General features: G+C 55.0%; 27 protein-coding genes. 15 read left to right on the top strand and 12 right to left on the bottom strand.

Annotation, left to right across the window (positions count from 1 at the left end):
• The first annotated feature begins 74 nt into the window (after window positions 1–74).
• The 11 genes from ACJBF3_RS08455 to ACJBF3_RS08405 all read left to right on the top strand — a co-directional run bounded on the left by ACJBF3_RS08455 (window position 75) and on the right by ACJBF3_RS08405 (window position 7,598).
• Window positions 75–1,241, top strand: a complete 1,167-nt coding sequence (locus ACJBF3_RS08455; protein ID WP_063445361.1) for a phage major capsid protein — start codon at window positions 75–77, stop codon at window positions 1,239–1,241.
• A gap of 51 nt (window positions 1,242–1,292) precedes the next feature.
• Window positions 1,293–1,853: an HK97 family phage prohead protease gene (locus tag ACJBF3_RS08450; RefSeq protein ID WP_006178876.1), complete on the top strand. Its 561-nt coding sequence runs from the start codon at window positions 1,293–1,295 to the stop codon at window positions 1,851–1,853.
• Between the two features lies 1 nt (window position 1,854).
• Window positions 1,855–3,090, top strand: a complete 1,236-nt coding sequence (locus tag ACJBF3_RS08445) for a phage portal protein (RefSeq protein WP_047723252.1) — start codon at window positions 1,855–1,857, stop codon at window positions 3,088–3,090.
• Entirely contained in the window at window positions 3,087–3,425 is a 339-nt protein-coding gene (locus ACJBF3_RS08440; protein ID WP_047723254.1) for a phage head closure protein, read from the top strand. The genes ACJBF3_RS08445 and ACJBF3_RS08440 overlap by 4 nt, the downstream gene beginning before the upstream one ends.
• On the top strand, window positions 3,422–3,715 hold the full coding sequence (locus ACJBF3_RS08435) for a head-tail connector protein (protein WP_000123150.1): 294 nt from the start codon (window positions 3,422–3,424) through the stop codon (window positions 3,713–3,715). The genes ACJBF3_RS08440 and ACJBF3_RS08435 overlap by 4 nt, the downstream gene beginning before the upstream one ends.
• Window positions 3,715–4,158: an HNH endonuclease gene (locus ACJBF3_RS08430; protein WP_019077810.1), complete on the top strand. Its 444-nt coding sequence runs from the start codon at window positions 3,715–3,717 to the stop codon at window positions 4,156–4,158. Before ACJBF3_RS08435 ends, ACJBF3_RS08430 begins: the two co-directional genes overlap by 1 nt.
• Window positions 4,159–4,433: 275 nt before the next feature.
• Entirely contained in the window at window positions 4,434–4,790 is a 357-nt protein-coding gene (locus tag ACJBF3_RS08425) for a phage terminase small subunit P27 family (protein ID WP_000113647.1), read from the top strand.
• On the top strand, window positions 4,774–6,435 hold the full coding sequence (locus ACJBF3_RS08420) for a terminase large subunit (RefSeq protein ID WP_047723256.1): 1,662 nt from the start codon (window positions 4,774–4,776) through the stop codon (window positions 6,433–6,435). Before ACJBF3_RS08425 ends, ACJBF3_RS08420 begins: the two co-directional genes overlap by 17 nt.
• A 13-nt stretch (window positions 6,436–6,448) precedes the next feature.
• A complete protein-coding gene (locus ACJBF3_RS08415) occupies window positions 6,449–7,051 on the top strand; it encodes a tail assembly protein (protein WP_047723258.1) in 603 nt (200 codons plus the stop codon).
• Window positions 7,048–7,398 carry a hypothetical protein gene (locus ACJBF3_RS08410; RefSeq protein ID WP_231620451.1) on the top strand — a complete coding sequence of 117 codons (351 nt, stop codon included), beginning with the start codon at window positions 7,048–7,050 and terminating at the stop codon, window positions 7,396–7,398. Before ACJBF3_RS08415 ends, ACJBF3_RS08410 begins: the two co-directional genes overlap by 4 nt.
• Before the next feature lie 8 nt (window positions 7,399–7,406).
• Entirely contained in the window at window positions 7,407–7,598 is a 192-nt protein-coding gene (locus ACJBF3_RS08405; RefSeq protein WP_047723260.1) for a hypothetical protein, read from the top strand.
• Between the two features lie 153 nt (window positions 7,599–7,751).
• On the opposite strand, the gene fis is transcribed toward ACJBF3_RS08405, so the two are convergent.
• The 12 genes from fis to ACJBF3_RS08345 form a co-directional block, all read right to left on the bottom strand.
• Entirely contained in the window at window positions 7,752–8,048 is a 297-nt protein-coding gene (fis, locus tag ACJBF3_RS08400; protein ID WP_000462905.1) for a DNA-binding transcriptional regulator Fis, read from the bottom strand.
• A gap of 23 nt (window positions 8,049–8,071) precedes the next feature.
• Entirely contained in the window at window positions 8,072–9,037 is a 966-nt protein-coding gene (dusB, locus tag ACJBF3_RS08395; RefSeq protein WP_045329658.1) for a tRNA dihydrouridine synthase DusB, read from the bottom strand.
• Window positions 9,038–9,367: 330 nt separating this feature from the next.
• The gene (locus tag ACJBF3_RS08390; protein WP_045329660.1) at window positions 9,368–10,108 is read right to left on the bottom strand and encodes a carbonic anhydrase; all 741 of its coding nucleotides are present in this window, start codon (window positions 10,106–10,108) and stop codon (window positions 9,368–9,370) included.
• A gap of 128 nt (window positions 10,109–10,236) precedes the next feature.
• Window positions 10,237–11,118 carry a 50S ribosomal protein L11 methyltransferase gene (gene prmA, locus ACJBF3_RS08385; protein ID WP_045329662.1) on the bottom strand — a complete coding sequence of 294 codons (882 nt, stop codon included), beginning with the start codon at window positions 11,116–11,118 and terminating at the stop codon, window positions 10,237–10,239.
• An 11-nt stretch (window positions 11,119–11,129) separates the two neighbouring features.
• Window positions 11,130–12,581 carry a sodium/pantothenate symporter gene (gene panF / locus ACJBF3_RS08380; protein ID WP_045329664.1) on the bottom strand — a complete coding sequence of 484 codons (1,452 nt, stop codon included), beginning with the start codon at window positions 12,579–12,581 and terminating at the stop codon, window positions 11,130–11,132.
• On the bottom strand, window positions 12,571–12,813 hold the full coding sequence (locus tag ACJBF3_RS08375; RefSeq protein WP_045329666.1) for a YhdT family protein: 243 nt from the start codon (window positions 12,811–12,813) through the stop codon (window positions 12,571–12,573). The genes panF and ACJBF3_RS08375 overlap by 11 nt, the downstream gene beginning before the upstream one ends.
• Before the next feature lie 108 nt (window positions 12,814–12,921).
• On the bottom strand, window positions 12,922–14,271 hold the full coding sequence (gene accC, locus ACJBF3_RS08370) for an acetyl-CoA carboxylase biotin carboxylase subunit (protein WP_003860388.1): 1,350 nt from the start codon (window positions 14,269–14,271) through the stop codon (window positions 12,922–12,924).
• Between the two features lie 10 nt (window positions 14,272–14,281).
• Window positions 14,282–14,743, bottom strand: a complete 462-nt coding sequence (accB, locus tag ACJBF3_RS08365) for an acetyl-CoA carboxylase biotin carboxyl carrier protein (RefSeq protein ID WP_010436174.1) — start codon at window positions 14,741–14,743, stop codon at window positions 14,282–14,284.
• A 21-nt stretch (window positions 14,744–14,764) separates the two neighbouring features.
• Window positions 14,765–15,217, bottom strand: coding sequence for a type II 3-dehydroquinate dehydratase (gene aroQ, locus ACJBF3_RS08360; RefSeq protein ID WP_045329668.1), 453 nt, complete (start codon window positions 15,215–15,217; stop codon window positions 14,765–14,767).
• 234 nt (window positions 15,218–15,451) lie between these two features.
• Window positions 15,452–16,051, bottom strand: coding sequence for a protein-methionine-sulfoxide reductase heme-binding subunit MsrQ (gene msrQ, locus ACJBF3_RS08355; RefSeq protein WP_045329670.1), 600 nt, complete (start codon window positions 16,049–16,051; stop codon window positions 15,452–15,454).
• Window positions 16,052–17,053 (bottom strand): protein-methionine-sulfoxide reductase catalytic subunit MsrP, encoded by a 1,002-nt coding sequence (msrP, locus tag ACJBF3_RS08350; RefSeq protein WP_045329758.1) that lies wholly within the window; start codon window positions 17,051–17,053, stop codon window positions 16,052–16,054.
• Between the two features lie 77 nt (window positions 17,054–17,130).
• Complete coding sequence (locus tag ACJBF3_RS08345; RefSeq protein WP_045329672.1) at window positions 17,131–18,105, bottom strand: MDR family oxidoreductase; 975 nt, start codon at window positions 18,103–18,105, stop codon at window positions 17,131–17,133.
• A gap of 182 nt (window positions 18,106–18,287) precedes the next feature.
• On the opposite strand from ACJBF3_RS08345, the gene csrD reads away from it, so the two are divergent.
• The 4 genes from csrD (at window position 18,288) to mreD (ending at window position 23,121) form a co-directional block, all read left to right on the top strand.
• Window positions 18,288–20,228 (top strand): RNase E specificity factor CsrD, encoded by a 1,941-nt coding sequence (gene csrD, locus ACJBF3_RS08340; RefSeq protein WP_047723262.1) that lies wholly within the window; start codon window positions 18,288–18,290, stop codon window positions 20,226–20,228.
• Between the two features lie 282 nt (window positions 20,229–20,510).
• Window positions 20,511–21,554, top strand: coding sequence for a rod shape-determining protein MreB (gene mreB, locus ACJBF3_RS08335; RefSeq protein WP_000913396.1), 1,044 nt, complete (start codon window positions 20,511–20,513; stop codon window positions 21,552–21,554).
• Between the two features lie 62 nt (window positions 21,555–21,616).
• Window positions 21,617–22,633 (top strand): rod shape-determining protein MreC, encoded by a 1,017-nt coding sequence (gene mreC, locus ACJBF3_RS08330; RefSeq protein WP_023309400.1) that lies wholly within the window; start codon window positions 21,617–21,619, stop codon window positions 22,631–22,633.
• The gene (gene mreD, locus ACJBF3_RS08325; RefSeq protein WP_045329674.1) at window positions 22,633–23,121 is read left to right on the top strand and encodes a rod shape-determining protein MreD; all 489 of its coding nucleotides are present in this window, start codon (window positions 22,633–22,635) and stop codon (window positions 23,119–23,121) included. The genes mreC and mreD overlap by 1 nt, the downstream gene beginning before the upstream one ends.
• The last annotated feature ends 6 nt before the right edge of the window (window positions 23,122–23,127 follow it).

The following is a 23,127-nucleotide window of genomic DNA, read 5'->3' as shown; positions in this document are numbered from 1 at the left end:
AGAAAAAGATTTAACGGCCTCCCCTCCAAGCGCTGGTTTCACGTCTCAACGTTAATTGTTACGGAAACCACTCCATGAAGAAACTACTCGAATTACGCCAGCAGAAAGCCGCACTCAAAACCCAGATGCGTTCCATGCTGGACAAAGCCGACACCGAAAAGCGCAGCCTGAACGAAGAAGAGGGCAAAAAGTTCGACGAACTCCGCGCCCAGGCTGATGCGCTTGAAGTTGAAATCACCCGCCTTGAAGCCGTCGCCGACGATCAGCGCAATCTGCCTGGTACTTCCGTTGACGGTGAGCCAGTAAGCAACGACGAGCTACGCCACTACATCATGACAGGTGATACCCGCTCTCTCTCCACGCTGGTGCAGGCTGACGGTGGTTATACCGTTATCCCTGAGCTGGACAAAGAGATCATGCGCCAGTTGCAGGATGACAGCGTGATGCGCTCCATCGCAACGGTGAAGACGAGCAAAACCAACGAATACCAGAAGCTGGTATCTGTGGGCGGCACTACCGTTAATCGCGGTACCGAAGGTGAACCACGCACCGAAACCAGCACGCCGAAGATGGAGCGCGTTGATATCAAACTCAACCCGATCTACGCCTATCCGAAAACCACGCAGGAGATTCTCGACTTCTCCGAGGTGGATATTCTGGGCTGGCTGTCTTCTGAAATTGCCGACACCTTCACCGCTACCGAAGAGAGCGACTTTGTGAACGGCGACGGTGATAAAAAATCCAAAGGCTTCCTGTCTTACCCTCGCGCGGCCACTGCCGATAAAACCCGTCCGTTCGGTACGCTGGAGAAGATGGAAGCCGCTGACGTTTCCTCTGATGGTCTGATCGACCTGCTGTATAAGCTGAAAGCCAAATACCGCAAAAACGCCGTATGGGTGATGAATTCCAACACCGCCGCCAAACTGCAAAAGCTGAAAAACGGCAACGGGGATTACATCTGGCGCGATCGTCTGGTTGCCGGTTCTCCCGATACGCTGCTGGGCCGTCCTGTTCAGTATCTGGAAACCATGCCGGATGCGGAGGCGGGTAAAGCGTTCCTCGCTGTTGGCGACTTCAAGCGCGGCTATTTCATCGTGGATCACACCACTGGCGTGCGTACCCGTCCTGACAACATCACCGAGCCGGGTTTCTACAAGGTGCATACCGATAAATACCTGGGCGGCGGCGTGGTGGACTCCAACGCCATCAAGGTGCTTGAGCTTTCCGGCTCCGGTTCCTGATTTGACGTTTAAGGGGCTGCGGCCCCTTTTTGCCCTCTGTGGAGTCCAGTAATGAAAACAATCGATTTTGAAATCCGTACCTCCGAAGTGAGCGCCAGCAACAAAAAGCTGGTGGGCTATGCCGTACGCTGGAACAGTCTCTCAGAAATTATCTGGGACGAGTTCCGCGAGCAGTTTGCGCCGGGAGCGTTTAAAGACAGCCTGGCATCCGGTAGCGATGTGCGTGCGCTGTACGAGCATAACTATACCCAGCTGCTGGGCCGCACTAAATCCGGCACGCTGGTGCTGTCAGAAGATGATACCGGGCTGCGCTTCGAGCTGACCCCGCCGAATACCCAGCTTGGCAATGATGTGCTGGAGCTGGTGGAGCGCGGGGATATCTCCGGCATGAGCTTTGGTTTCCGGGCGCTTAAAGAAGCGTGGGATATCGGCCAGTCTCCATACCTGCGCACTGTTACCGCTGCCGAACTGCGGGAGATTACCGTTACCTCTATGCCTGCTTATCCTGAGTCTGGCGTGGAAATCGCGCACCGTTCGCTTTTCTCCCAACATCCTGAACTGCGCCGCGCTGGCGATAACCGTCGCCGCTGGGCTGATTTAGCGGGGCTCTGATATGTGGAATATCTGGCCGTTTGGCCGTAAGTCTGAACCCTCTGAGCAGCGCAGCATGACCATTGATGAGTTTCTGGCGATGGCAGGGATTCCTAATACCGGATCAGGCGAGTACGTGTCTGCGGGTACTGCGGAATCTCTGCCGGCGGTCATGAACGCCGTGTCAGTTATCAGTGAGGCGGTGGCAACAATGCCCTGCTACCTCTACCGCGTGCGCAACGATAACGGGCGTGAGGCGCGGGAATGGCTGAGCAATCATCCGGTAGATTTTCTCCTGAACGAGCAGCCTAACGACTGCCAGACGCCTTACCAGTTTAAACGCACAATGATGCGCCATTGTCTGCTGAACGGTAACGCCTATGCGGTGATCCAGTGGGGCCGCGACGGCCAGCCGCAATCCCTGCATCCGTATGCGCCGGGGGCGGTTGTTCCTGAGCGTATCGGCCAGCATAAGTACAAATACACCGTTACTGAGCCGTTTACCGGGGCTGTGCGCACCTACCTGCAGGAAGAGATTCTGCACCTGCGTTACTCCACCGATGATGGTTTTCTGGGACGTTCACCTATCACTACCTGCCGTGAGGCGCTGGGGTTAGGTCTGGCCCAACAGCGACACGGTGCCAGCATTATGAAAGATGGCATGATGGCGGCTGGCGTGGTGGTCACTAAAGAGTGGCTCGACAGCGTGAAGGGCAAACAGGCGATGGATGCACTGGAGCGCTACAAGGGCGCCAGAAATGCCGGAAAAACACCGATCCTCGAAGGTGGAATGGATTATAAGCAGCTTGGCATGAGCAATCAGGATGCCGAATGGCTGGCATCCCGCCGCTTCACAATTGAAGACATTGCCCGCATGTTCAACGTGTCGCCCATCTTCCTGCAGGAATACAGCAACAGCACCTACAGCAATTTCAGCGAAGCAAGCCGCGCCTTTCTCACCATGACAATGCGCCCGTGGCTGGCGAACTTCGAGCAGCAAATCAAATCTGCGCTGCTGGTGGCCTCTCCGGTTCCGGGAACCCGCTATCAGGTGGAGTTCGACTCTGCCGATCTTCTTCGAGCCACTCCAACCGAACGTTACGCAACTTATGAGCGCGGTATCAAGAACGGGATCATGAACCCGAACGAAGCCCGCGAACGCGAAGGGATGCCGCCGCGTGAAGGTGGTGACGAATTCAGCCAGGCATGGAAGCAGGAAGTGAAGATCAGCAAAGACGGCAAGGAAGGTGACGCATGAGATCTGGGGGGCTGAGAAGCCGCGTCACTATTCGCGTATTCACTACCCACAGGGAGCCGTCCGGTCAGGTTGTTCAGGTCTGGGAAGACGGGGAAACCATCTGGGCTGAGGTTAAGGGGATCAGTGGCCGGGAATTAATGGCGTCAGGTGCCGAGGTTGCCGAAGCGACGATCCGCGTCTGGGTGCGTTTCCGCCGTGATATTACCGCAGCCAACCGTCTGAAAGTGCTTACTGGCCCGTTTGCTGGCAGCACTCTCAATATTATCGGGCCTCCTATTCCTGATTCGGAAGGTACCCGGCTGGAAATTCTCTGCAAGACAGGAACGGAAAAATGACAGCAGAAATCACCCTGGATGAAGCAAAGCTGCATTGCCGTATTGATGATGATTACGAAGATACGTTGATACAGGCGTACATCGATGCGGCGCTGGAGGTCTGCCAGAAGCATATCGGCAAGCGGTTTGATAACGGGCTGGAGTTTACGCCAGCTATCAAGATTGGCTGTCTGATGTACGTATCTCAGCTGTACGAGTACCGCACGATGATTGGTGATACCGACGCCAAAGAGATACCGATGGCTGTCTCTGCGTTGTGGTCTGTCTACCGAGATGTGGGGGTGTACTGATGCCGTGGCAACCACTACGCCGGTGCAATGAGCCGGGATGTAATAAGCGGGTGAAATCCGGCAAGTGTGATGAGCATAAGCGGGATGCCCGCCGACAAAGCGATAGCCGAAGAGGTACACGAACAGAGCGCGGTTACTCCAACCGCTGGGGCGAATACCGTCGTCATTTTCTGAAAGCTAATCCGCTGTGTGTCCACTGTCTCAAGGCTGGCGTCTATACATCGGCAACTATCGTCGATCACATCATCCCTATCGAGGGTGAGGCCGATGTGCTGTTCTGGCCCGCCAGTAATCACCAGTCGTTATGTGCTGCCTGTCATGGCCGGAAGACAACTACAACAGACCCGGTGACTAAGCAGCAGCGTAAAGCCGGTAAGTTCCGTGAGCAGGAAGAAGCAGCACGTCATCGCACCGACTGGATCTATGAGGCAAACAATGACTGAGCAGGAACAGCAGCGCCTGATTAGTGGGCTGATAAAGCAGCGCGAGGCATGGCAACCAGCCAGACAGAGAGCGCACACGAAGCCCGCAGCAAAGCGCATGAGCCAGCGTGACCGGGAGCTTATGGAATGCTTCCGCAACCGCTGACAGGGCGCATGGACGGGGTGGGGGAGGTTTTCAGGACAAACCCCTCCGGGCGAGGAACCACCCGCCCCCTCAAATTTTTACGCACGGTGATTTTTTTGAAAATAAAACGCGATGGAAACGAGAAATTTTTATGGCAAGACCACCAAAACCGCCAGCTTACCTTGATGAGTTAGCCGCGCAGCAGTGGAAAGCAAAGGCGAAGCAGCTGGCCGAACGCGGTGATCTGACTCCCGCCGACTGGAACAACCTTGAGCTTTTTTGCGTCAACTATTCGATGTACCGCAAAGCCGTGGAAGACCTTGCCAGCCGTGGATTCAGCATTGTGAACAGCCAGGGCGGCGAGAGTCGAAATCCAGCGCTAAGCGCAAAGGCCGACGCTGAAAAAATCATGATTAAAATGTCGTCGCTGCTGGGCTTTGATCCGGTAAGCCGCCGCCGTAACCCGGTAGAAACGGAAGAGGAGGACGAGCTTGACCGTCTGGAATGAGTACGCAAATGCGATAAAAACGGGCGAAATTCCGGCCTGTAAGCGCGTAAAACAGGCCGTGGAAAGGTACTTTTCAGACATGAATGACCCTCGTTATGAGTTCGATACGGCGACCGTAGAGCGGTTTATTGCCTTCTCCCGGCTCTGTCCACACGTCAAAGGCCCGCTGCGGGGCCAGCCTATCGAGCTGGAGCCGTGGCAGCAGTTCGCCTTTGCTAACCTGTTGGGCTTTAAGGTCAGGGAGTCAGGCCGCCGGAAGTACAGCAGCGCCTTTATTGAAGTGCCGCGCAAGAACGCTAAATCCACCGTGGCCGCCATGCTGGCTAACTGGTTTCTGGTGATGGAGAAGGGCCAGCAGGATATCTACACGGCGGCGGTGAGCCGGGATCAGGCTCGAATCGTATTCGACGATGCCCGCCAGATGTGCCTGCTGTCAAAACCGCTGAAAAAGCGCGTAAATATTCAGGCGCATAAAGTCATTTTCCCGAAGAGCAACAGTCTGCTAAAGCCGCTGGCGGCGAAAGCGGCCACCATTGAAGGGACTAACCCCAGCCTGGCGATTGTCGATGAGTACCACCTACACCCGGATAACGGCGTTTATTCCGCCCTTGAGCTGGGTATGGGCGCACGTCCTGAGGCGATTTTGTTCGCCATAACGACCGCCGGGAGTAACGTTGTCTCCGCCTGTAAACAGCATTACGACTACTGCTGTCAGATTCTGGCCGGGGAAGAGAGCAACGATTCGCTGTTTGTCCTGATCTACGAGCTGGACGACGAAAGCGAGGTTGAGCAGCCTGAAATGTGGATCAAGGCCAACCCTAACCTGCATGTGTCCGTTGACGCGGCGAAGCTGGAATCCACCATCCAAAAAGCGCGGGGTATACCGTCACAATGGGTGGAGATGCTGACCAAGCGTTTCAATATCTGGTGTCAGGGTTCCACTCCGTGGATGGGGGCCGGGGCATGGGATGCCTGTGCACTCGATTATGCCGAAGAAGATCTGGCCGGGATGGAGTGTTACGCCGGATTTGACCTGTCCTCAACCAGCGATATTACCAGTGTGAGTTACGCTTTCCCGTTTGAACGCGAGATCAGGCTTCTTACCCGGCACTATCTACCCGAAGCGCAGCTACTTAACGTTGCTAACAAAAACCGCGCCATCTATCGCCAGTGGGTAAAAGCGGGCTGGATACGAACCACCCCCGGGGACTGTATCGACTATGACCGCATCCGTGACGATATCCTGCGCGACGCTGAAACATTCAATATCAGGCTGGTGGGCTTTGATACGTGGAACGCCACACACTTGCGCACCCAGTTGCAGGGGGCTGGCCTCGATGTGGAGCCGTTCCCGCAAACCTATCTGAAATTCAGTCCGGTAGCGAAATCCTTTGAGGTGTTCGTTAATCGCAGAGTGGTGCGCCACCGTGGCGATCCGGTTCTGGCCTGGGCGATTGGAAACGTGGTGATGGAGTCCGACGCTAACGCCAACATTAAGCCCAACAAAAAGAAATCCTCTAACAAGATAGACCCTGCGGTATCTGCGCTGATGGCGTTCGGCACCTTCCAGGCTGAGCATGAGGATTTTGCTTTCGATATGAGCGACAGCCACAAACAACGGCTGGCGACATTTAACGGTATCTGACTGGAGTAAAACTATGAATACAGCAAACCATGAAACCATGAGCACGATCCTTCTGAGCGGCTCGCTGGCTAAACTTTTTGGCCGTACTCACCAGCGGCTTATTGGCCCGACACGTGAGGCGTTTACTGCGTTATCCGCCACCATTCCCGGCTTTCAGAAATTCATGAATACCAGCAAAGCCCGAGGGCTAACGTTCGCTGTATTCGTGGACAAAAAGAACGTTACTCAGGATGATCTCGATTTTCCGAACGGCAACAGGACTATTCGAATTGTTCCCGTCATAATCGGGAGCAAAAAAGCTGGCGTACTGCAAACAATTCTCGGCGCTGCGCTAATTGCAGTGGGGGCTGTGCTGAGTTTTACACCCTGGGCAGCAGCTTCACCATTTATCTATAAATTTGGCGCAGCGATGGCCTTGGGCGGTGTTGTTCAGATGCTATCACCTCAACCTACGGGTTTAGCCAGCAAACAAAGTGCCGATAATAAAGCCTCGTATGCGTTTGGTGGCGTTACTAATACTGCCGCGCAGGGCTATCCGGTACCATTGCTTTACGGTAAGCGCCGTATCGGCGGTGCAATCATATCGGCGGGTATCTATGTGGAGGATCAGCTTTGACAAATCAGGTGCAACTCTGGCCGGAAGGTGAGGTATTTACCCGAGAGGTATTGATACCGACGAAGTACGAGCCATTACCAGTTGAAGTCACTTACACCGTTCCTCCTTTCGAGATCGTTGTCGAAACGTGGCAGAACAGAGACCCAGCTAAGGCTTACGCTCTGTTTAGACAATTCATTGTTGACTGGGATCAGCAGGACAAACTCACCGACGAAATACTTATGTGCTTTCTGACAGCTTACCCCGGTACAGATGAAGCTATTTTTGCCGGATGGTATGAGCATATGAAAGAAGTTATGACGGTAAATGAGCAACTTTTCACAGGTTGCAGCCAGTCAATCAACTGAGGGGGCGCATGCTGGATCGGGCAGTAATAGAGAAAGCAATAATGGTCGCGGCAGAACTACAGGGCCATGAACTTAACGGGCAAGATAGGCTATTAATCCGCACAAAAACAGCTATGGTTTTGGCCGCTAAACAGCGGCACCGCCAGCGCATGGAAGCGCCACCCTATCAGTGGCGAAAGCCAGATAAATTAAGGCGTTGAAAGAGGTTCATCCCCTATAAAGCACCAGTATTGTTCTGGTGCTTTTTTGTTTGTTCAGACAAAGATGTATAAACATCTGTATAAACATTAATAAAAAAGGCGCTATCCCATGCCGAGTAGCGCCTTTTTAAACAAGCATTTAACTGATTAGTATCAGTTCATGCCGTATTTTTTCAGTTTCTTACGCAGAGTACCACGGTTGATACCCATCATCAGCGCAGCGCGGGTCTGGTTACCGCGGGTGTATTGCATCACCATGTCCAACAGTGGCTGTTCAACTTCAGCCAGTACCAGCTCATACAGGTCATTAACATCCTGACCGTTCAGTTGAGCAAAATAGTTCTTCAGTGCCTGTTTAACCGAGTCACGCAGGGGCTTTTGAGTTACCTGGTCCTGAGAGTTAACGGTAGAAACGGTCAGTACGTCAGAATTTACGCGTTGTTCGAACATAGTTCTGTCAGCTCTTTATTTCATTACGCAAGATTTTCGAAGTATGCCTCCAACGCCTCCAGCTGTACGCTGGCATCCTCTATGGCGTTGAATGTGCGCCGAAACTGGTCATCTGGAGCGTGCTCCTGGAGATACCAGGAGACGTGTTTACGCGCAATTCGGTACCCTTTTGCCTGACCGTAGTGGTCATGCAGTTCCCGAACATGCGAACAAAGCAAGCGCTTAACCTCTGCCAGTGGCAGCGGGGCAAGCAGCTCCCCAGTGTCCAGATAATGCTGGATTTCCCGGAAGATCCAGGGTCTTCCCTGAGCTGCACGTCCTATCATCAGAGCATCAGCTCCCGTATAGTCGAGCACAGCCCTGGCTTTAAGCGGGTCAGTTATGTCGCCATTCGCGATAATCGGAATGGAAACTTTCTGCTTAACTGCCCGAATGCTGTCGTATTCAGCTTCGCCGTTGAACAAACAGGCGCGAGTGCGTCCATGAATGGTCAGGGCCTGAATGCCACAATCTTCGGCCAGTTGGGCAATCTCTACACAGTTACGGTGTTCCGGCGACCAACCCGTGCGAATCTTTAACGTAACAGGAACGTCCACCGCGCTGACAACCGCCGTCAGGATAGCTTTCACCTGATCGGGGTATTGCAGAAGGGCTGAACCTGCAAGCTTGCGATTCACCTTTTTGGCCGGGCACCCCATATTGATATCAATAATCTGGGCACCACTTTCCACGTTAATCCGCGCGGCATCTGCCATCTCTTCAGGCACGCTTCCGGCAATTTGCACGGTGCGTATACCGGGTTCATCAATGTGCACCATCCGAAGGCGGGATTTATCGCTTTCCCAAACCTGCGGGTTAGACGACATCATCTCGGATACGGTTAAACCGGCTCCCATCTCGTAGCACAGCGTCCTGAACGGCCGGTCGGTAATACCTGCCATAGGGGCTGCGATCAGGCGATTTCTAAGCTGGTGGTGTCCGATGCGCATGAGTTAAGAAATGACCATACTGTGACTGCAAGGCGGCGTATATTACGCATTTTTTGCACGAGATGAAAGGCCAAACTTTGAACAATCCACTGCGGTAGATCAAGGAATCGCCGCTGAATCTGTTCGTTCAAAATTATTCACTATTTAAATCATTGTGTTATACGTGAATGGTTATTTTATGGGCGCTTACAATTTCCCGTAACTTCTCATCATTTCTGAATAAATGCGTCGCCAAAGCGGGATAATCTGCTGTTTTAAGCAGCAGATTTCCCCACTTCTTTGCGATCTGCGTCGCATTTTAGAACATGATCGTCAGGCGAAACATGCGTCTTATTCGACCACAACACGCCCATGCAGCGACTGTACCGGCCGGTTATTATCGTGATGCATGGTACGGGTGAATCTCTCAAGCTGTTCTGCAGACACCGTCAGGGGATGCTTAAGCACAATCCAGGTGACGCCTTCTGAACACGGTGGGGTGGTCAAGGAACCGCTAAAGCGCCAGTACGTTTTATCGCCCGGCAGCAGTGAGTTCAGGTTAAGGTCCTGTTTGATGGAAACGTTCTGCTCGGCCTGCTGCGGCATCACGCGCCACAGCTTTTCAAGCTCCGGGTTTGCGGCCCCTTTATCAAACATGACCGCCACCACCGTCAGTTCTCCGCTGGCATTTTTATGAACCAGATGCATTTCCATCGCATACTTCTTGCCATGAACGGTGTTTTCGCTCGGCGCGTGGAAATGAAACTGTTGTAACGTCCAGGTTTGCTTATCAAGAGTCAGGGTGTCGCGGGTATTCGCCTGCTCGCTTGCCTGAATGGTATGGCCATTGTTCGTCAGGGTAACCGGGCCATCAACGTAGTGGGTTTGTAGCGGGGGAAGATGGGCGTTCGCGGTCGAATCAATATTAATTGGAGACTGGTTCATCCCGCTTTGACAGGTCTTGTAGGCCTCGTCCAGTTCACCCCAGTGTTCCGGCGAACCTTCCCCTTCGTAGCTCCAGTGTGATGCCAATGCTGAAGCCGAAACCATGCTCAGCGCCAGCAGCGCTGCCTTGCCTGTAATGTGTTTCATCATATTCTTCCGGTGAATTTTTATAATACAAATCAACATGATTTGTGAGGTTATTTTACCGAAGAATGGCTGAGTGACAGAGGATTATCGGAGGGAGAAAGGCGTGGTCAGATGACCACGCCAAATGCTTATTTTTTACGGCCGGTGATGCGGCACCACTCTTCCTTTTCCACCACCGGGTCGAGGGCAAAGAGCTCGGCGTAGGCTTCACACACGCTGTCTGCCTGGCTTGCCAGGATACCGGAAAGGCCCAGCAGACCGCCCTCAACGGGCAGCACGCTGATTAACGGGGCCAGCTCGCGCAGTGGTCCCGCCAGAATGTTTGCGACCACCACATCGGCTTTCATGGCCTTTGGCTGGGCATCCGGCAGATAGAGCTCCAGACGATCGGAGACGCCGTTACGCTCGGCGTTATCCCGGCTGGCCTGAATGGCCTGCGGATCGATATCGATCCCAATGGCTTTAGCCGCGCCGAGTTTCAGGGCGGCAATGGCGAGGATCCCGGATCCGCAGCCGAAGTCGATCACCGTCTTACCGTCCAGATCCAAACCATCCAGCCACTGCAGGCACAGGGACGTGGTTGGGTGAGTGCCGGTACCAAACGCCAGGCCCGGGTCGAGCATCACGTTGACCGCATTTTCGTCCGGGACGTCGCGCCAGCTTGGGCAGATCCACAGACGTTTGCCGAACTGCATCGGGTGGAAGTTATCCATCCACTCGCGTTCCCAGTCTTTGTCTTCCAGCTGTTCGATTTTGTGCGCAAAACCCGCGCCCAGCAGGGGATGATTCTCCAGAATCGCGACAACCTCTTTCATGTCGGTTTCGGCATCAAACAGGCCAATAACGTCGGTATCGCCCCACAGGCGGGTTTCACCCGGCAGAGGCTCAAAGACCGGCGTGTCATGCGTGTCCTGGAAGGTAATAGAGACCGAACCGGCCTCCATCAGCGCATCGCTCAGCTCTTCGGCGTTGGCGCCGGTTGTGTTCAGTTTTAGTTGGATCCACGGCATGGCAAAACTCTTTATTTATCAGTAGAAATCATAGCGGGCTGCGGTACGGGTTGACCGAAACGGTTCCCGACCACAAACGCCAGTAAACTTAACAGCAACGATGGGACAATCGGATGGAAGCCCAAGTACTGAATCTTAAACGTCGCGAGAACGGCATAGAGCACGCCGCCGACGATCATACCGCTTAACGCACCCGCAGCATTGGCCCGCTCCCAGTAGAGACCCAATACCAAAGGCCACAGGAATACGGCCTCCAGGCCGCCGAACGCCAGCAGGTTAAGCCAGATGATCATCTCCGGCGGACGCCATGCGGCCAGCATCATCAGAATGCCGAGCACCAGCGTGCTCCAGGTGGAGATGCGTTTCAGCTTTTGCTCATTATGCAGTTTAGCCGGACGCGCGCTCAGCCACAGATCTTTGATGATAGTGGCTGAAGCCTGCAGCAGGTGCGCGTTAACGTTCGACATGATCGCCGCCATCGGTGCAGCAAGGAACAAGCCCGCGGCCCACGGCGGCAGAACCTGCACCATCAGCGTTGGGATCACCTGGTCCGGCACGGTCAGGTGAGGTAACACGGCACGGCCCAGCGCGCCCGCCAGGTGCATGCCCAGCATCAGCAGCGCAACGACGACGGTGCCAATCACAATCCCGCGGTGAACGGCCTTGCTGTCTTTATAAGAGATACAGCGCACCGCCGTGTGCGGCAGGCCGATAACGCCGAAGCAGACCAGCACCCAGAAGGAGGTCATAAATGCAGGCGTCAGGATATCGTCAGCACCCTGCGGGCTAACCAGCTTAGGGTCGATCTGCTCCAGCGTTTGCACCGCATTGTGTAATCCACCGGCCGCGTAGATGACGCCGACCAGCAGCACAAGGGTGCCTATCAGCATCACCATGCCCTGCATCGTATCGTTTAGCACGCTGGCGCGGAAACCGCCAAACGCGGTGTACAGGGCAATCGTGATCCCGAAGATGAGCAGCCCGGTCTCGTACTTGATACCCGCCGCCGTTTCCAGCAGGCGCGCGCCGCCAATAAACTGTACGGCAATGGCGCCGACGAAGGCGACAATCAGGCTGATGCTGGCAATCCAGACGACCGCGCGACTCTGATAGCGCGCCTGCAGCATGTCGTTTAGCGTAATGGCGTTATAGCGGCGGGCAAGAATGGCAAATTTTTTGCCCAGAATGCCCAATGAGAGCCAGATAGTGGGTACCTGGATCATGGCCAGCAATACCCAGCCGAGCCCATATTTGTATGCTGCTCCCGGCCCGCCAATGAATGAACTGGCACTCACGTACGTGGCGGTTAACGTCATCGCCAGCACAAAGCCGCCCATCGAGCGGCTGCCGAGGAAATATTCGCTCAGGAACGATCCGGTACTGCGCTTGCGCATGGCATAGAAAGAGAGGCCAAACACCACGATCAGATAGACCACCAGCACGGTGATGATTTCAGTTTGCATCACTGTCCTCCAGCGGGAAATCGCGGAAGATAAAGCGCACCATCAGCCAGCTGAGCAAAATGAAAATCAGCGGTACCAGCAGACACGCCATTTCAAACCAGTGCGGCAGGCCGGTTATGCCCGAGGCTGAATCCGGTAAGTAAGCAGTTACTAACCATGCAGCGAGATAGAGAAGGGTCAGCCACAGCGCCCAGCGCGCTTCTTTGTGGGCCTGAACAAAACGTTTGTCCATTTTTTGTCCCTTGTGGATGAAGAAAGCGGGGATTGTACATGATGAGGCTTTCCTGGCCCCAGAAATAAAAAAGGCCGGATAATCCGGCCTTTTCGCACGCGAGCGGTCTTACTTCTCGTTAAGACCGAGTTTTTTCTCGAGATAGTGGATGTTGGTTCCACCATTCTGGAAGTGCTCGTCGCTCATGATACGCATCTGCAGATCGACGTTGGTTTTGATACCGTCGATGATCAGCTCCTGCAGGGCGTTCTTCATGCGGGCAATCGCCACGTCACGGTTTTCGCCGTAGCAGATGAGCTTGCCGATCATTGAGTCATAGTACGGCGGTACGGTGTAACCGGCGTAGATATGAGACTCCCAGCGCACGCCAAAGCCACCCGGCGCGTGGAAACGCGTGATTTTACCCGGGCTTGGCAGGAAGGTGTTCGGGTCTTCGGCGTTGATACGGCACTCTACCGCATGGCCTTTCACCACCACTTCTTCCTGCTTGATGGACAGCGGCTGACCGGCTGCAATACGCAGCTGCTCTTTGATCAGGTCAACGCCGGTGATCATTTCGGTTACCGGGTGTTCAACCTGAATACGGGTGTTCATCTCGATGAAGTAGAACTCGCCGTTTTCGAACAGGAACTCGAAGGTACCCGCACCGCGATAGCCGATATCCACGCACGCTTTGGCGCAACGCTCGCCGATGTAGCGACGCAGTTCCGGGGTAATGCCCGGTGCTGGTGCTTCTTCGACCACTTTCTGGTGACGACGCTGCATGGAGCAGTCGCGCTCTGCCAGATAGATCGCGTTACCCTGACCGTCTGCCAGCACCTGAATTTCGATGTGGCGTGGGTTTTCCAGGTATTTTTCCATGTACACCATGTCATTGCTGAACGCGGCTTTCGCTTCAGCTTTGGTCATGGAGATGGACTGCGCCAGTTCAGCATCGCTGCGCACAACGCGCATACCGCGACCGCCGCCGCCGCCGGACGCCTTGATGATAACCGGGTAGCCAATGCGTTTAGCATGAGCACGGTTAGCATCCATGTCGTCGGTCAGAGGGCCGTCAGAGCCTGGTACGGTTGGCACGCCGGCTTTTTTCATCGCGGTGATTGCAGACACTTTATCGCCCATCAGGCGGATGGTGTCGGCTTTCGGGCCGATGAAGATGAAGCCAGAGCGTTCAACCTGCTCAGCAAAGTTGGCGTTCTCAGAGAGGAAACCATAACCCGGATGAATTGCCACCGCGCCGGTGATTTCAGCGGCGCTGATGATAGCCGGGATGTTCAGATAGCTTTTTACGGACGGAGCCGGGCCAATACAGACCGTCTCATCCGCCAGCAATACGTGTTTTAAATCGCGATCCGCGCTTGAGTGCACAGCGACGGTCTTGATGCCCAGTTCTTTACAGGCACGAAGAATACGCAGGGCGATCTCGCCGCGGTTGGCGATAACAATTTTATCCAGCATGTTCGCCTCGTTACTCGATGACGACCAGCGGCTCGTCAAATTCAACCGGCTGACCACTTTCGACCAGAATCGCTTTCACAGTACCTGATTTGTCTGCTTCGATCTGGTTCATCATTTTCATCGCTTCAACGATGCACAGGGTATCGCCTACGTTGACCTTCTGACCCACTTCGATGAACGCCTTCGCGTCCGGGCTCGGGGTGCGGTAGAAAGTACCAACCATTGGGGAACGTACGATGTGACCACTGATTTCTGCTGCAGCGGCAGGTGCGGCTTCTGCGGCTGGCGCAACGGCTGCGGAGAGCGCAGGCTGCTGCACTGGCGCAGCATAAGCTTGCTGCATTACCGGGAAGCTAGCGGCTGGGGCTGCACGGCTGATGCGTACAGACTCTTCGCCTTCAGAAATTTCCAGTTCGGAGATGCCTGATTCTTCAACCAGCTCGATCAGTTTTTTAATCTTACGAATATCCATGAGTGGGTTCCGTACTCTTGTTTAGTGTGATTGTGACAAGCGTTTTACCGCTGTCTGTAAAGCGTATGAATAGCCGTCAGCGCCAAGTCCACAGATAACGCCGGCAGCGATATCCGACAGATATGAATGGTGGCGGAACGGCTCTCGGGCGTGCACGTTACTCAGGTGGATCTCGATAAACGGGATACTCACCGCGAGCAGTGCGTCGCGGATAGCAACACTGGTGTGCGTAAACGCGGCCGGATTGATCAGGATATAGTCCACAGTGTCTTTAGCCTGATGAATACGGTCGATGAGTGCGTACTCCGCATTCGACTGAAAATGATCCAAATCCACATTCAGCGACGCTGCTTCCGTTCCCAGAAGGTTAACAATTTCACTCAATGTTAGCGTGCCGTACTTCTCTGGCTCACGGGTGCCGAGCATGTTCAGGTTCGGTCCGTTCAAAACTAAGATATGGAACTTATCAGTCATTATGCCGCTATCTCCTGCGATTTTCGGGTAAAAAACAACATATACCTTCGAAACGCAAATGTCACCTTTTCAGAGGCTTAAAACCGCTGTCAGGCGAACCAAGGTCGCACATTATAACGATTTCGTAGCATTTAGCAGCTAAATACTGGTCTTATCAGGGAAGATTATCAACCGCTATCCGAAAAAGATTTGCGGTTGACGGGGAATCTGCGGGAAAACGCACAGTTTCGCGAACTATCGCAGCCACTGGCGGAACTTCTTGTAACGCCATGCTAAAAGCGCTACGGCCGCCAGTGCATACAGGACCGGCAGCGGGGAGAGGATTTTCACCGACCACAGGTAATGAATGGGCGCGAGGATCGCAACAAGATAGACGAAGTTGTGCAGCAGCTGCCAGCGCCTGCCCAGTTTTCGCTGCGCATACTGCGTGGAGGTTAGCGCCAGCGCCAGTAAAATTACCCAGCTCACGATACCCAGCGTCAGATAAGGACGCGTCACCAGTTCGCGGCCAAGCAGCGCCAGATTGTTAATTCCCAGCTCCAGCAGGGCATAGCTCGTAAGGTGCAGCGTCGCCCAGGCAAAACACCATAGCCCTAATAGCCGACGGGTACGTATCAATAATGGCTGTTTAGCGTAGCGCGCCAGGGGCGAGACGAGCAAGGTGGCCAGCAGGAATTTCAGAGCCATCCGACCGGTAAAATGCTGGATGTCCTTTGCCGGATCGGCGCTAAAGAGCCCCTGGCTGACGGCCCAGAACAGCCATATAAAAGGAAGTAACCCGGCCAGGTGCAGCAGCACCTTCAGCCAGACGATCTGTTTTGCCGTTAGACGCACTCAGAAGTTCTCCCGTAAATTGAGGCCACGATACAGCGAGGCCACTTCATCCGCATAGCCGTTAAACAGCAGCGTCGGCTGGCGCTTTACGTCCAGCGCACCGCCGGAACCGATAAACCGCTCGGTTGCCTGCGACCATCGCGGGTGATCCACGTGCGGGTTCACGTTGGCGAAGAAACCATATTCGTCGGGAGCCGCCAGATTCCAGGTGGTTGGCGGACGCTCGCGGGTGAGCTTAATGCTGACGATGGACTTAATCCCTTTAAAACCGTATTTCCACGGCACGGTTAAACGGATGGGGGCGCCGTTCTGCGGCGGAAGCGCCTTGCCGTATACGCCGACGGTCAGCAGGGTGAGCGGGTGCATTGCTTCATCGAGGCGTAACCCTTCCACATAGGGATATTCAAGCCCGCCGCCGATAAACCGGTCTTTTTGCCCGGGCATCTCGTCCGGCGCGTAGCGCGTCTGAAAAGCGACATATTTTGCGTTGCTGGTGGGTTCAGCCATCGCCAGCAGCTTATGCAGGGGGAAGCCGATCCAGGGCACCACCATCGACCAGGCTTCCACGCAGCGCATGCGATAGATACGCTCTTCGAGCGGGAAGCGGGTGGTCAGGTCGTGATGATCCAGCGTCAGGGGTTTCGCCACTTCGCCATCAATCTTCAGCGTCCACGGATCGGTTTTGAGGCTTCCCGCGTTGGCGGCAGGATCGGCCTTATCCAGACCAAATTCGTAGAAGTTGTTATAGCCGGTAACTTTATCTTCCGGCGTCAGCGTCAGTTTGTTTTGCCATTCAGCCGGTTTGGTAAAGGTGAGCGGGGCGCCGGACGGGGCCTTCGGCCGATCGTTGCCTTTAAACCAGTCGAGCAGGTCGGCGTGTGCCGCAGGCGAGAGCGATAGCGCGGTGGCGCTGATGCCAAGCATTTTCAGGATCTGGCGGCGCTGTAGCATAAAGACAGACTCGGACGTTACGTCAGCTTCCGTCAGTTTTCGATTTTTCATGGCATCCTCCATCATGCGTTTTCCTAAGCATGACGGAGGAGTGGGATTCGCGCGAATATGTCACGAAAATTTGAAGATTAGGCGATTTTCACCAGCGCGCGACCGTGGAACTGGTTGTCCATGATCTTACTGGCATAGTCCGGCGCCTGGCTAAGGGTTATCTCCGTGGCGCTCTGGGTGTAGAACGATTCTGGCAGGTCGCGTACCAGACGTTCCCATGCCTCTGTTCGACGCGCCGCAGGTGTCATCACGGAATCCACGCCCTGCAGGCGGACGTTACGCAGAATAAAGGGCATCACGGTGGTGGGCAGGGCAAATCCGCCCGCCAGCCCGCAGGCCGCCACGCAGCCGCCGTAGTTCATCTGCGCCAGCACTTTTGCCAGCACCTTGTCTCCAACGGTATCCACCGCCCCGGCCCAGACCTGTTTTTCCAGCGGACGGGTTTCCGCGAATTCGTCGCGGCCAAGAATGCGGCTGGCTCCGAGCTGGCGCAGGTAGTCGTGGGTACTTTCACGGCCGGTCACCGCAGCGACCTGATAGCCCAGCTTGTGCAGCAGCGTGACCGCCGTGCTGCCCACGCCGCCGCTGGCGCCGGTGACGACAATTTCCCCCGACTCAGGGCGGATGCCCGCCTCTTCCAGCGCCATCACGCACAGCATGGCGGTAAAGCCCGCGGTGCCGACGATCATCGCCTTGCGGCCATCCATGCCTTTCGGCATCGGTACCAGCCAGTCGCCCTTCACGCGCGCCTGTGTGGCCAGCCCGCCCCAGTGATTTTCACCTACGCCCCAGCCGGTGAGCAGCACCTGCTGGCCCGGATGGAAGCGCGGATCCTCGCTGGTATGAACCCGGCCCGCGAAGTCAATTCCCGGCACCATAGGGAAATTTCGGATGATTTTACCCTTACCGGTAATCGCCAGCGCATCTTTATAATTTAAACTGGACCAGTCGATGTCGACGGTGACGTCGCCTTCCGGCAGGCGATGCTCTTCTACCGCCTGCACCGAGGCAAGCGTTTTGCCGTCCTGCTGTTCTAAGATCAAAGCCTGCATACGGGGTCCTCTCGACTCAGATGATTGGAAAATAATTTGTGAAGACTATACTCGCTCAGGGAAACGCAGTGCCGATTTAACGCAATAAATTGCCAGATACGCCCGATTTGGTAGTATGCCGCATTTGAAATGCAAGTTAGCGCTTACTCGCTACCCCATCAACCCACGGAGTAATCTCAAGGATGCGATTAACGACGAAGTTCTCAGCTTTTATCACCTTGCTGACGGGGCTTACCATTTTTGTCACCCTTCTGGGCTGTTCTTTGAGCTTTTACAACGCCATTCAGGACAAGCTGGTCAATCGGGTACAGTCTGTTGCATCGGTGATTGATACGCGCCTGCTGACAACGCCGCTACCGGCGCTTACTCGCGAGCTTGATGAGTTGATGGTACCTGTTGATATTGTTCAGATCGACATTCAGCAGGGAACGCATCGTGTGTTGAGCCACGAACGCTCGGGAAGCTACCATCCTGCGGGCGTAGTGAGCCAGTACCGGGAAGTGACGGTGCACTCCCTTAAAAATCCGGGGATGACCATACGCATGGTCTACCTCGATCCGATGGCCAGCTATTTCCGTTCCATGATGACCACCGCGCCGCTCACCGTCGCCGTTGCGTTTATCGTCCTGCTGATTTTTCTCGCGGTCCGCTGGCTGCGCCGCCAGCTCTCCGGCCAGGAACTCCTGGAGATGCGCTCCGTAAGGATCCTTAACGGCGAACGAGGCCCGCAGGTGCGCGGCTCTGTTCACGAGTGGCCGGCACGCGCCAGCAGCGCGCTGGATACCCTGCTCTCCGAAATCCAGTTTGCCAGCGACCAGCGCAGCCGTATGGATACGCTGATCCGCTCTTATGCGGCGCAGGATAATAAAACCGGCCTTAACAACCGCCTTTTCTTTGATAATCAGCTCGCCACGCTGCTCGACGATTCAGAAAAAGTGGGGACGCACGGGGTCGTGATGATGATTCGCCTGCCCGATTTCGATCTCCTGCGCGACACCTGGGGACAGCGGGTTGCGGAAGAAAATCTCTTTACGCTGATCAACCTGCTCTCCACCTTTATTATGCGCTACCCGGGCGCGCTGCTGGCCCGCTATCACCGCAGCGACTTTGCCGTGTTGTTGCCGCACCGCACGCTGAAGGAGTCGGAAAGCATCGCCAGCCAGCTGCTGAAGGCGGTGGATGCGCTGCCGCAAAGCAAAATGCTCGACAGGGACGATATGGTCCACATGGGGATCTGCGCCTGGCGCGGCGGGCAATCGACAGAACAGGTGATGGAGCATGCGGAAGCCGCCACCCGCAACGCGGTGTTGCAGGGGGCCAACGGATGGGCGGTTTACGATGACTCGCTGCCGGAAAAAGGGCGCGGCAACGTGCGCTGGCGTACGTTGATTGAGCAAATGCTGAGCCGCGGCGGGCCACGTATCTATCAAAAACCCGCGGTCATGAAAAACGGCAACGTGCATCATCGTGAACTGATGTGTCGTATTTTTGACGGGACGGAAGAGGTGATCTCGGCGGAATATCTGCCGATGGTGCTGCAATTTGGCCTGTCCGAAGAGTATGACCGCCAGCAAATTACCCGCCTGATGCCGTTTTTATCCTTCTGGCCGGAAGAAAACCTCGCGTTACAGGTGACCGTGGAGTCGTTAATACGTCCCCGTTTCCAGCGCTGGTTACGTGATACATTAATGCAGTGCGAAAAATCGCAACGCAAACACATTATTTTTGAACTTGCTGAGGCTGATGTAGGTCAACACATCAGCCGGTTACGTCCGGTGGTACGTTTGATCAACGCGCTGGGCGCGCGTGTTGCGGTGACGCAGGCAGGCTTAACGCTGGTCAGTACCGACTGGATCAAGGAGCTGGATGTCGAGTTATTAAAGCTCCATCCAGGGCTGGTAAGGAATATTGAGAAGCGTACGGAAAACCAGCTGCTGGTGCAGAGTCTGGTAGAAGCCTGCAAGGGAACGCGAACACAAGTATTTGCTACGGGCGTGCGGTCCAGAGCCGAATGGCAGATGTTAACAGAGCGCGGCGTCATGGGTGGTCAGGGGGATTTTTTTGCTGCCTCTCAGCCGCTTGACACCAACGTGAAAAAATATTTGCAAAGATACTCTGTTTGACCTGCCGTTTACGCTGTTTTCACGTAGAATATCGCGCCTGTAGCTTTGAGTATGTCGAGCAAAAAGCCAGTGAACGACCTTTAACGGGTTACAAACGTCAGTGGGGAACGCTACTGTTTACTCAGCCCTGAGGGAGTCAGGGGATGATTTTGTAACATCAGGAAACGTACTGCACAAATTTTCACCGTTGCAGATGATTTTTGCGCCTTGTCGCTGCTGCGTGTGGTTGGTAAAGTAAGCGGATTTTGTTTTCCGCCCCAGCTTTCAGGATTATCCCTTAGTATGTTGAAAAAATTTCGTGGCATGTTTTCCAATGACCTGTCCATTGACCTGGGTACCGCGAATACCCTTATTTACGTAAAAGGACAAGGCATCGTATTGAATGAGCCTTCCGTTGTGGCCATTCGTCAGGATCGTGCAGGCTCGCCGAAAAGCGTGGCCGCAGTGGGTCATGACGCGAAGCAGATGCTGGGTCGTACCCCTGGCAACATCGCCGCTATTCGCCCAATGAAAGACGGCGTTATCGCCGACTTCTTCGTGACTGAAAAAATGCTTCAGCACTTCATCAAGCAGGTTCACAGCAACAGCTTCATGCGTCCAAGCCCGCGTGTCCTGGTATGTGTGCCGGTTGGCGCAACCCAGGTAGAACGTCGCGCTATCCGTGAATCTGCCCAGGGTGCAGGGGCACGTGAAGTGTTCCTGATTGAAGAACCAATGGCTGCAGCCATCGGTGCGGGTCTGCCAGTGTCTGAAGCAACCGGTTCTATGGTGGTGGACATCGGTGGTGGTACCACTGAAGTGGCCGTTATCTCTCTGAACGGCGTGGTGTACTCCTCTTCCGTACGTATCGGCGGTGACCGCTTCGACGAAGCCATCATTAATTATGTGCGCCGTAACTACGGCTCTCTGATCGGTGAAGCCACCGCAGAGCGTATCAAACACGAAATCGGCTCTGCGTATCCGGGCGATGAAGTGCGTGAGATCGAAGTGCGCGGCCGTAACCTGGCTGAAGGTGTACCACGCGGTTTCACCCTGAACTCTAACGAAATTCTGGAAGCACTGCAGGAACCGCTGACGGGCATCGTGAGCGCGGTAATGGTTGCGCTGGAACAGTGTCCACCAGAGCTGGCGTCCGATATCTCCGAGCGCGGTATGGTTCTGACCGGTGGTGGTGCGCTGCTGCGTAACCTCGACCGCCTGTTAATGGAAGAGACAGGTATTCCTGTCGTAGTTGCAGAAGATCCACTGACTTGCGTCGCCCGTGGTGGTGGCAAGGCGCTGGAAATGATCGACATGCACGGCGGCGATTTGTTCAGCGAAGAGTAGTCGAGTTTGAGAGGGTAGCAATTTGCTACCCTTTCTCTCTGACGCGAGAATACGCATAGCCTATGAAGCCAATTTTTAGCCGTGGCCCATCGCTACAGTTTCGCCTCATTCTGGCGGTTCTGGTTGCGCTTGGGGTCATTATTGCCGATAGCCGCCTCGGTACGTTCAGCCAAATCAGAACGTACATGGATACCGCCGTCAGTCCTTTCTACTTTGTTTCAAATGGTCCCCGTGAACTGCTCGACTCCGTTTCTCAAACGCTGTCTTCGCGCGACCAACTCGAACTCGAAAACCGGGCATTACGTCAGGAACTGTTGCTGAAAAACAGTGAACTGCTGATGCTGGGGCAATACAAGCAGGAAAACGCGCGTCTGCGCGAACTGCTCGGCTCGCCGCTGCGTCAGGATGAGCAGAAAATGGTCACTCAGGTGATCTCGACCGTGAACGACCCCTACAGCGATCAGGTTGTGATCGACAAAGGGAGCGTGAACGGCGTGTATGAAGGTCAGCCTGTTATCAGTGATAAAGGCGTTGTGGGCCAGGTTGTCGCCGTGGCCAAACTGACCAGCCGCGTGCTGCTGATTTGCGATGCCACGCATGCGCTGCCGATCCAGGTTCTGCGCAACGACATCCGCGTGATTGCGGCCGGAAACGGCTGTACGGACGACCTGCAGCTGGAACACCTGCCGGCAAACACGGATATCCGCGTGGGCGATGTGCTGGTGACCTCCGGTCTGGGTGGCCGCTTCCCTGAAGGCTATCCGGTTGCGGTGGTCTCTTCGGTGAAGCTGGATACGCAGCGTGCCTATACCGTTATTCAGGCGCGTCCAACCGCCGGTTTACAGCGTTTGCGCTATCTGCTGCTGCTGTGGGGCGCCGATCGTAACGGTGCTAACCCGATGACGCCTGAAGAGGTGCATCGTGTGGCGAATGAGCGCCTGATGCAGATGATGCCGCAGGTTCTCCCGCCAGCGGATTCCATGGGGCCACCTGCGCCAGTTCCGGCGCCGGCAACAGGGTTAACGCAGCCGCTGCCGGATGCGCCGCCACCGCCTAAACTCTCTTCGGGAGGGCAGTAGTGGCAAGCTATCGTAGCCAGGGACGCTGGGTCATCTGGCTCTCGTTTCTCATCGCGCTGTTACTTCAAGTGATGCCCTGGCCGGATAACATTCTTGTTTTCCGGCCAAACTGGGTATTGCTCATTTTGCTCTACTGGATCCTTGCCCTGCCGCATCGCGTAAATGTCGGCACAGGTTTTGTGATGGGTGCCATACTGGATCTCATCAGTGGCTCTACGCTTGGCGTACGCGCCTTGTCCATGAGTATTATTGCGTACCTCGTCGCACTCAAATTCCAGCTCTTTCGCAACCTCGCGCTCTGGCAACAGGCCCTGGTGGTGATGCTGTTGTCGCTTGCTGCGGATATCGTTGTTTTCTGGGCAGAGTTTTTAGTGATCAACGTCTCTTTCCGACCGGAAGTGTTCTGGAGTAGTGTAGTAAACGGTGTGCTCTGGCCGTGGCTGTTCCTGCTGATGCGTAAGGTTCGCCAGCAGTTTGCTGTGCAATAAAAGGTT

The sequence above is a fragment of the Enterobacter sp. PP-008-ECC_S150 genome (assembly GCF_045257065.1).
Taxonomy (GTDB): domain Bacteria; phylum Pseudomonadota; class Gammaproteobacteria; order Enterobacterales; family Enterobacteriaceae; genus Enterobacter; species Enterobacter chengduensis.
Note: the sequence above shows the minus strand (reverse complement) of the source record. Positions and strands in the feature narration are given on the sequence as shown.

What these genes read in the sequence shown, in the direction of transcription:
- ACJBF3_RS08455 (WP_063445361.1), top strand. Translation starts at nt 75, where the DNA reads ATGAAGAAACTACTCGAATTACGCCAGCAGAAAGCCGCACTCAAAACC.
- ACJBF3_RS08450 (WP_006178876.1), top strand. Translation starts at nt 1,293, where the DNA reads ATGAAAACAATCGATTTTGAAATCCGTACCTCCGAAGTGAGCGCCAGC.
- ACJBF3_RS08445 (WP_047723252.1), top strand. Translation starts at nt 1,855, where the DNA reads ATGTGGAATATCTGGCCGTTTGGCCGTAAGTCTGAACCCTCTGAGCAG.
- ACJBF3_RS08440 (WP_047723254.1), top strand. Translation starts at nt 3,087, where the DNA reads ATGAGATCTGGGGGGCTGAGAAGCCGCGTCACTATTCGCGTATTCACT.
- ACJBF3_RS08435 (WP_000123150.1), top strand. Translation starts at nt 3,422, where the DNA reads ATGACAGCAGAAATCACCCTGGATGAAGCAAAGCTGCATTGCCGTATT.
- ACJBF3_RS08430 (WP_019077810.1), top strand. Translation starts at nt 3,715, where the DNA reads ATGCCGTGGCAACCACTACGCCGGTGCAATGAGCCGGGATGTAATAAG.
- ACJBF3_RS08425 (WP_000113647.1), top strand. Translation starts at nt 4,434, where the DNA reads ATGGCAAGACCACCAAAACCGCCAGCTTACCTTGATGAGTTAGCCGCG.
- ACJBF3_RS08415 (WP_047723258.1), top strand. Translation starts at nt 6,449, where the DNA reads ATGAATACAGCAAACCATGAAACCATGAGCACGATCCTTCTGAGCGGC.
- ACJBF3_RS08405 (WP_047723260.1), top strand. Translation starts at nt 7,407, where the DNA reads ATGCTGGATCGGGCAGTAATAGAGAAAGCAATAATGGTCGCGGCAGAA.
- fis (WP_000462905.1), bottom strand. Translation starts at nt 8,048, where the DNA reads ATGTTCGAACAACGCGTAAATTCTGACGTACTGACCGTTTCTACCGTT.
- dusB (WP_045329658.1), bottom strand. Translation starts at nt 9,037, where the DNA reads ATGCGCATCGGACACCACCAGCTTAGAAATCGCCTGATCGCAGCCCCT.
- ACJBF3_RS08390 (WP_045329660.1), bottom strand. Translation starts at nt 10,108, where the DNA reads ATGAAACACATTACAGGCAAGGCAGCGCTGCTGGCGCTGAGCATGGTT.
- prmA (WP_045329662.1), bottom strand. Translation starts at nt 11,118, where the DNA reads ATGCCGTGGATCCAACTAAAACTGAACACAACCGGCGCCAACGCCGAA.
- panF (WP_045329664.1), bottom strand. Translation starts at nt 12,581, where the DNA reads ATGCAAACTGAAATCATCACCGTGCTGGTGGTCTATCTGATCGTGGTG.
- ACJBF3_RS08375 (WP_045329666.1), bottom strand. Translation starts at nt 12,813, where the DNA reads ATGGACAAACGTTTTGTTCAGGCCCACAAAGAAGCGCGCTGGGCGCTG.
- accC (WP_003860388.1), bottom strand. Translation starts at nt 14,271, where the DNA reads ATGCTGGATAAAATTGTTATCGCCAACCGCGGCGAGATCGCCCTGCGT.
- accB (WP_010436174.1), bottom strand. Translation starts at nt 14,743, where the DNA reads ATGGATATTCGTAAGATTAAAAAACTGATCGAGCTGGTTGAAGAATCA.
- aroQ (WP_045329668.1), bottom strand. Translation starts at nt 15,217, where the DNA reads ATGACTGATAAGTTCCATATCTTAGTTTTGAACGGACCGAACCTGAAC.
- msrP (WP_045329758.1), bottom strand. Translation starts at nt 17,053, where the DNA reads ATGAAAAATCGAAAACTGACGGAAGCTGACGTAACGTCCGAGTCTGTC.
- ACJBF3_RS08345 (WP_045329672.1), bottom strand. Translation starts at nt 18,105, where the DNA reads ATGCAGGCTTTGATCTTAGAACAGCAGGACGGCAAAACGCTTGCCTCG.
- csrD (WP_047723262.1), top strand. Translation starts at nt 18,288, where the DNA reads ATGCGATTAACGACGAAGTTCTCAGCTTTTATCACCTTGCTGACGGGG.
- mreB (WP_000913396.1), top strand. Translation starts at nt 20,511, where the DNA reads ATGTTGAAAAAATTTCGTGGCATGTTTTCCAATGACCTGTCCATTGAC.
- mreC (WP_023309400.1), top strand. Translation starts at nt 21,617, where the DNA reads ATGAAGCCAATTTTTAGCCGTGGCCCATCGCTACAGTTTCGCCTCATT.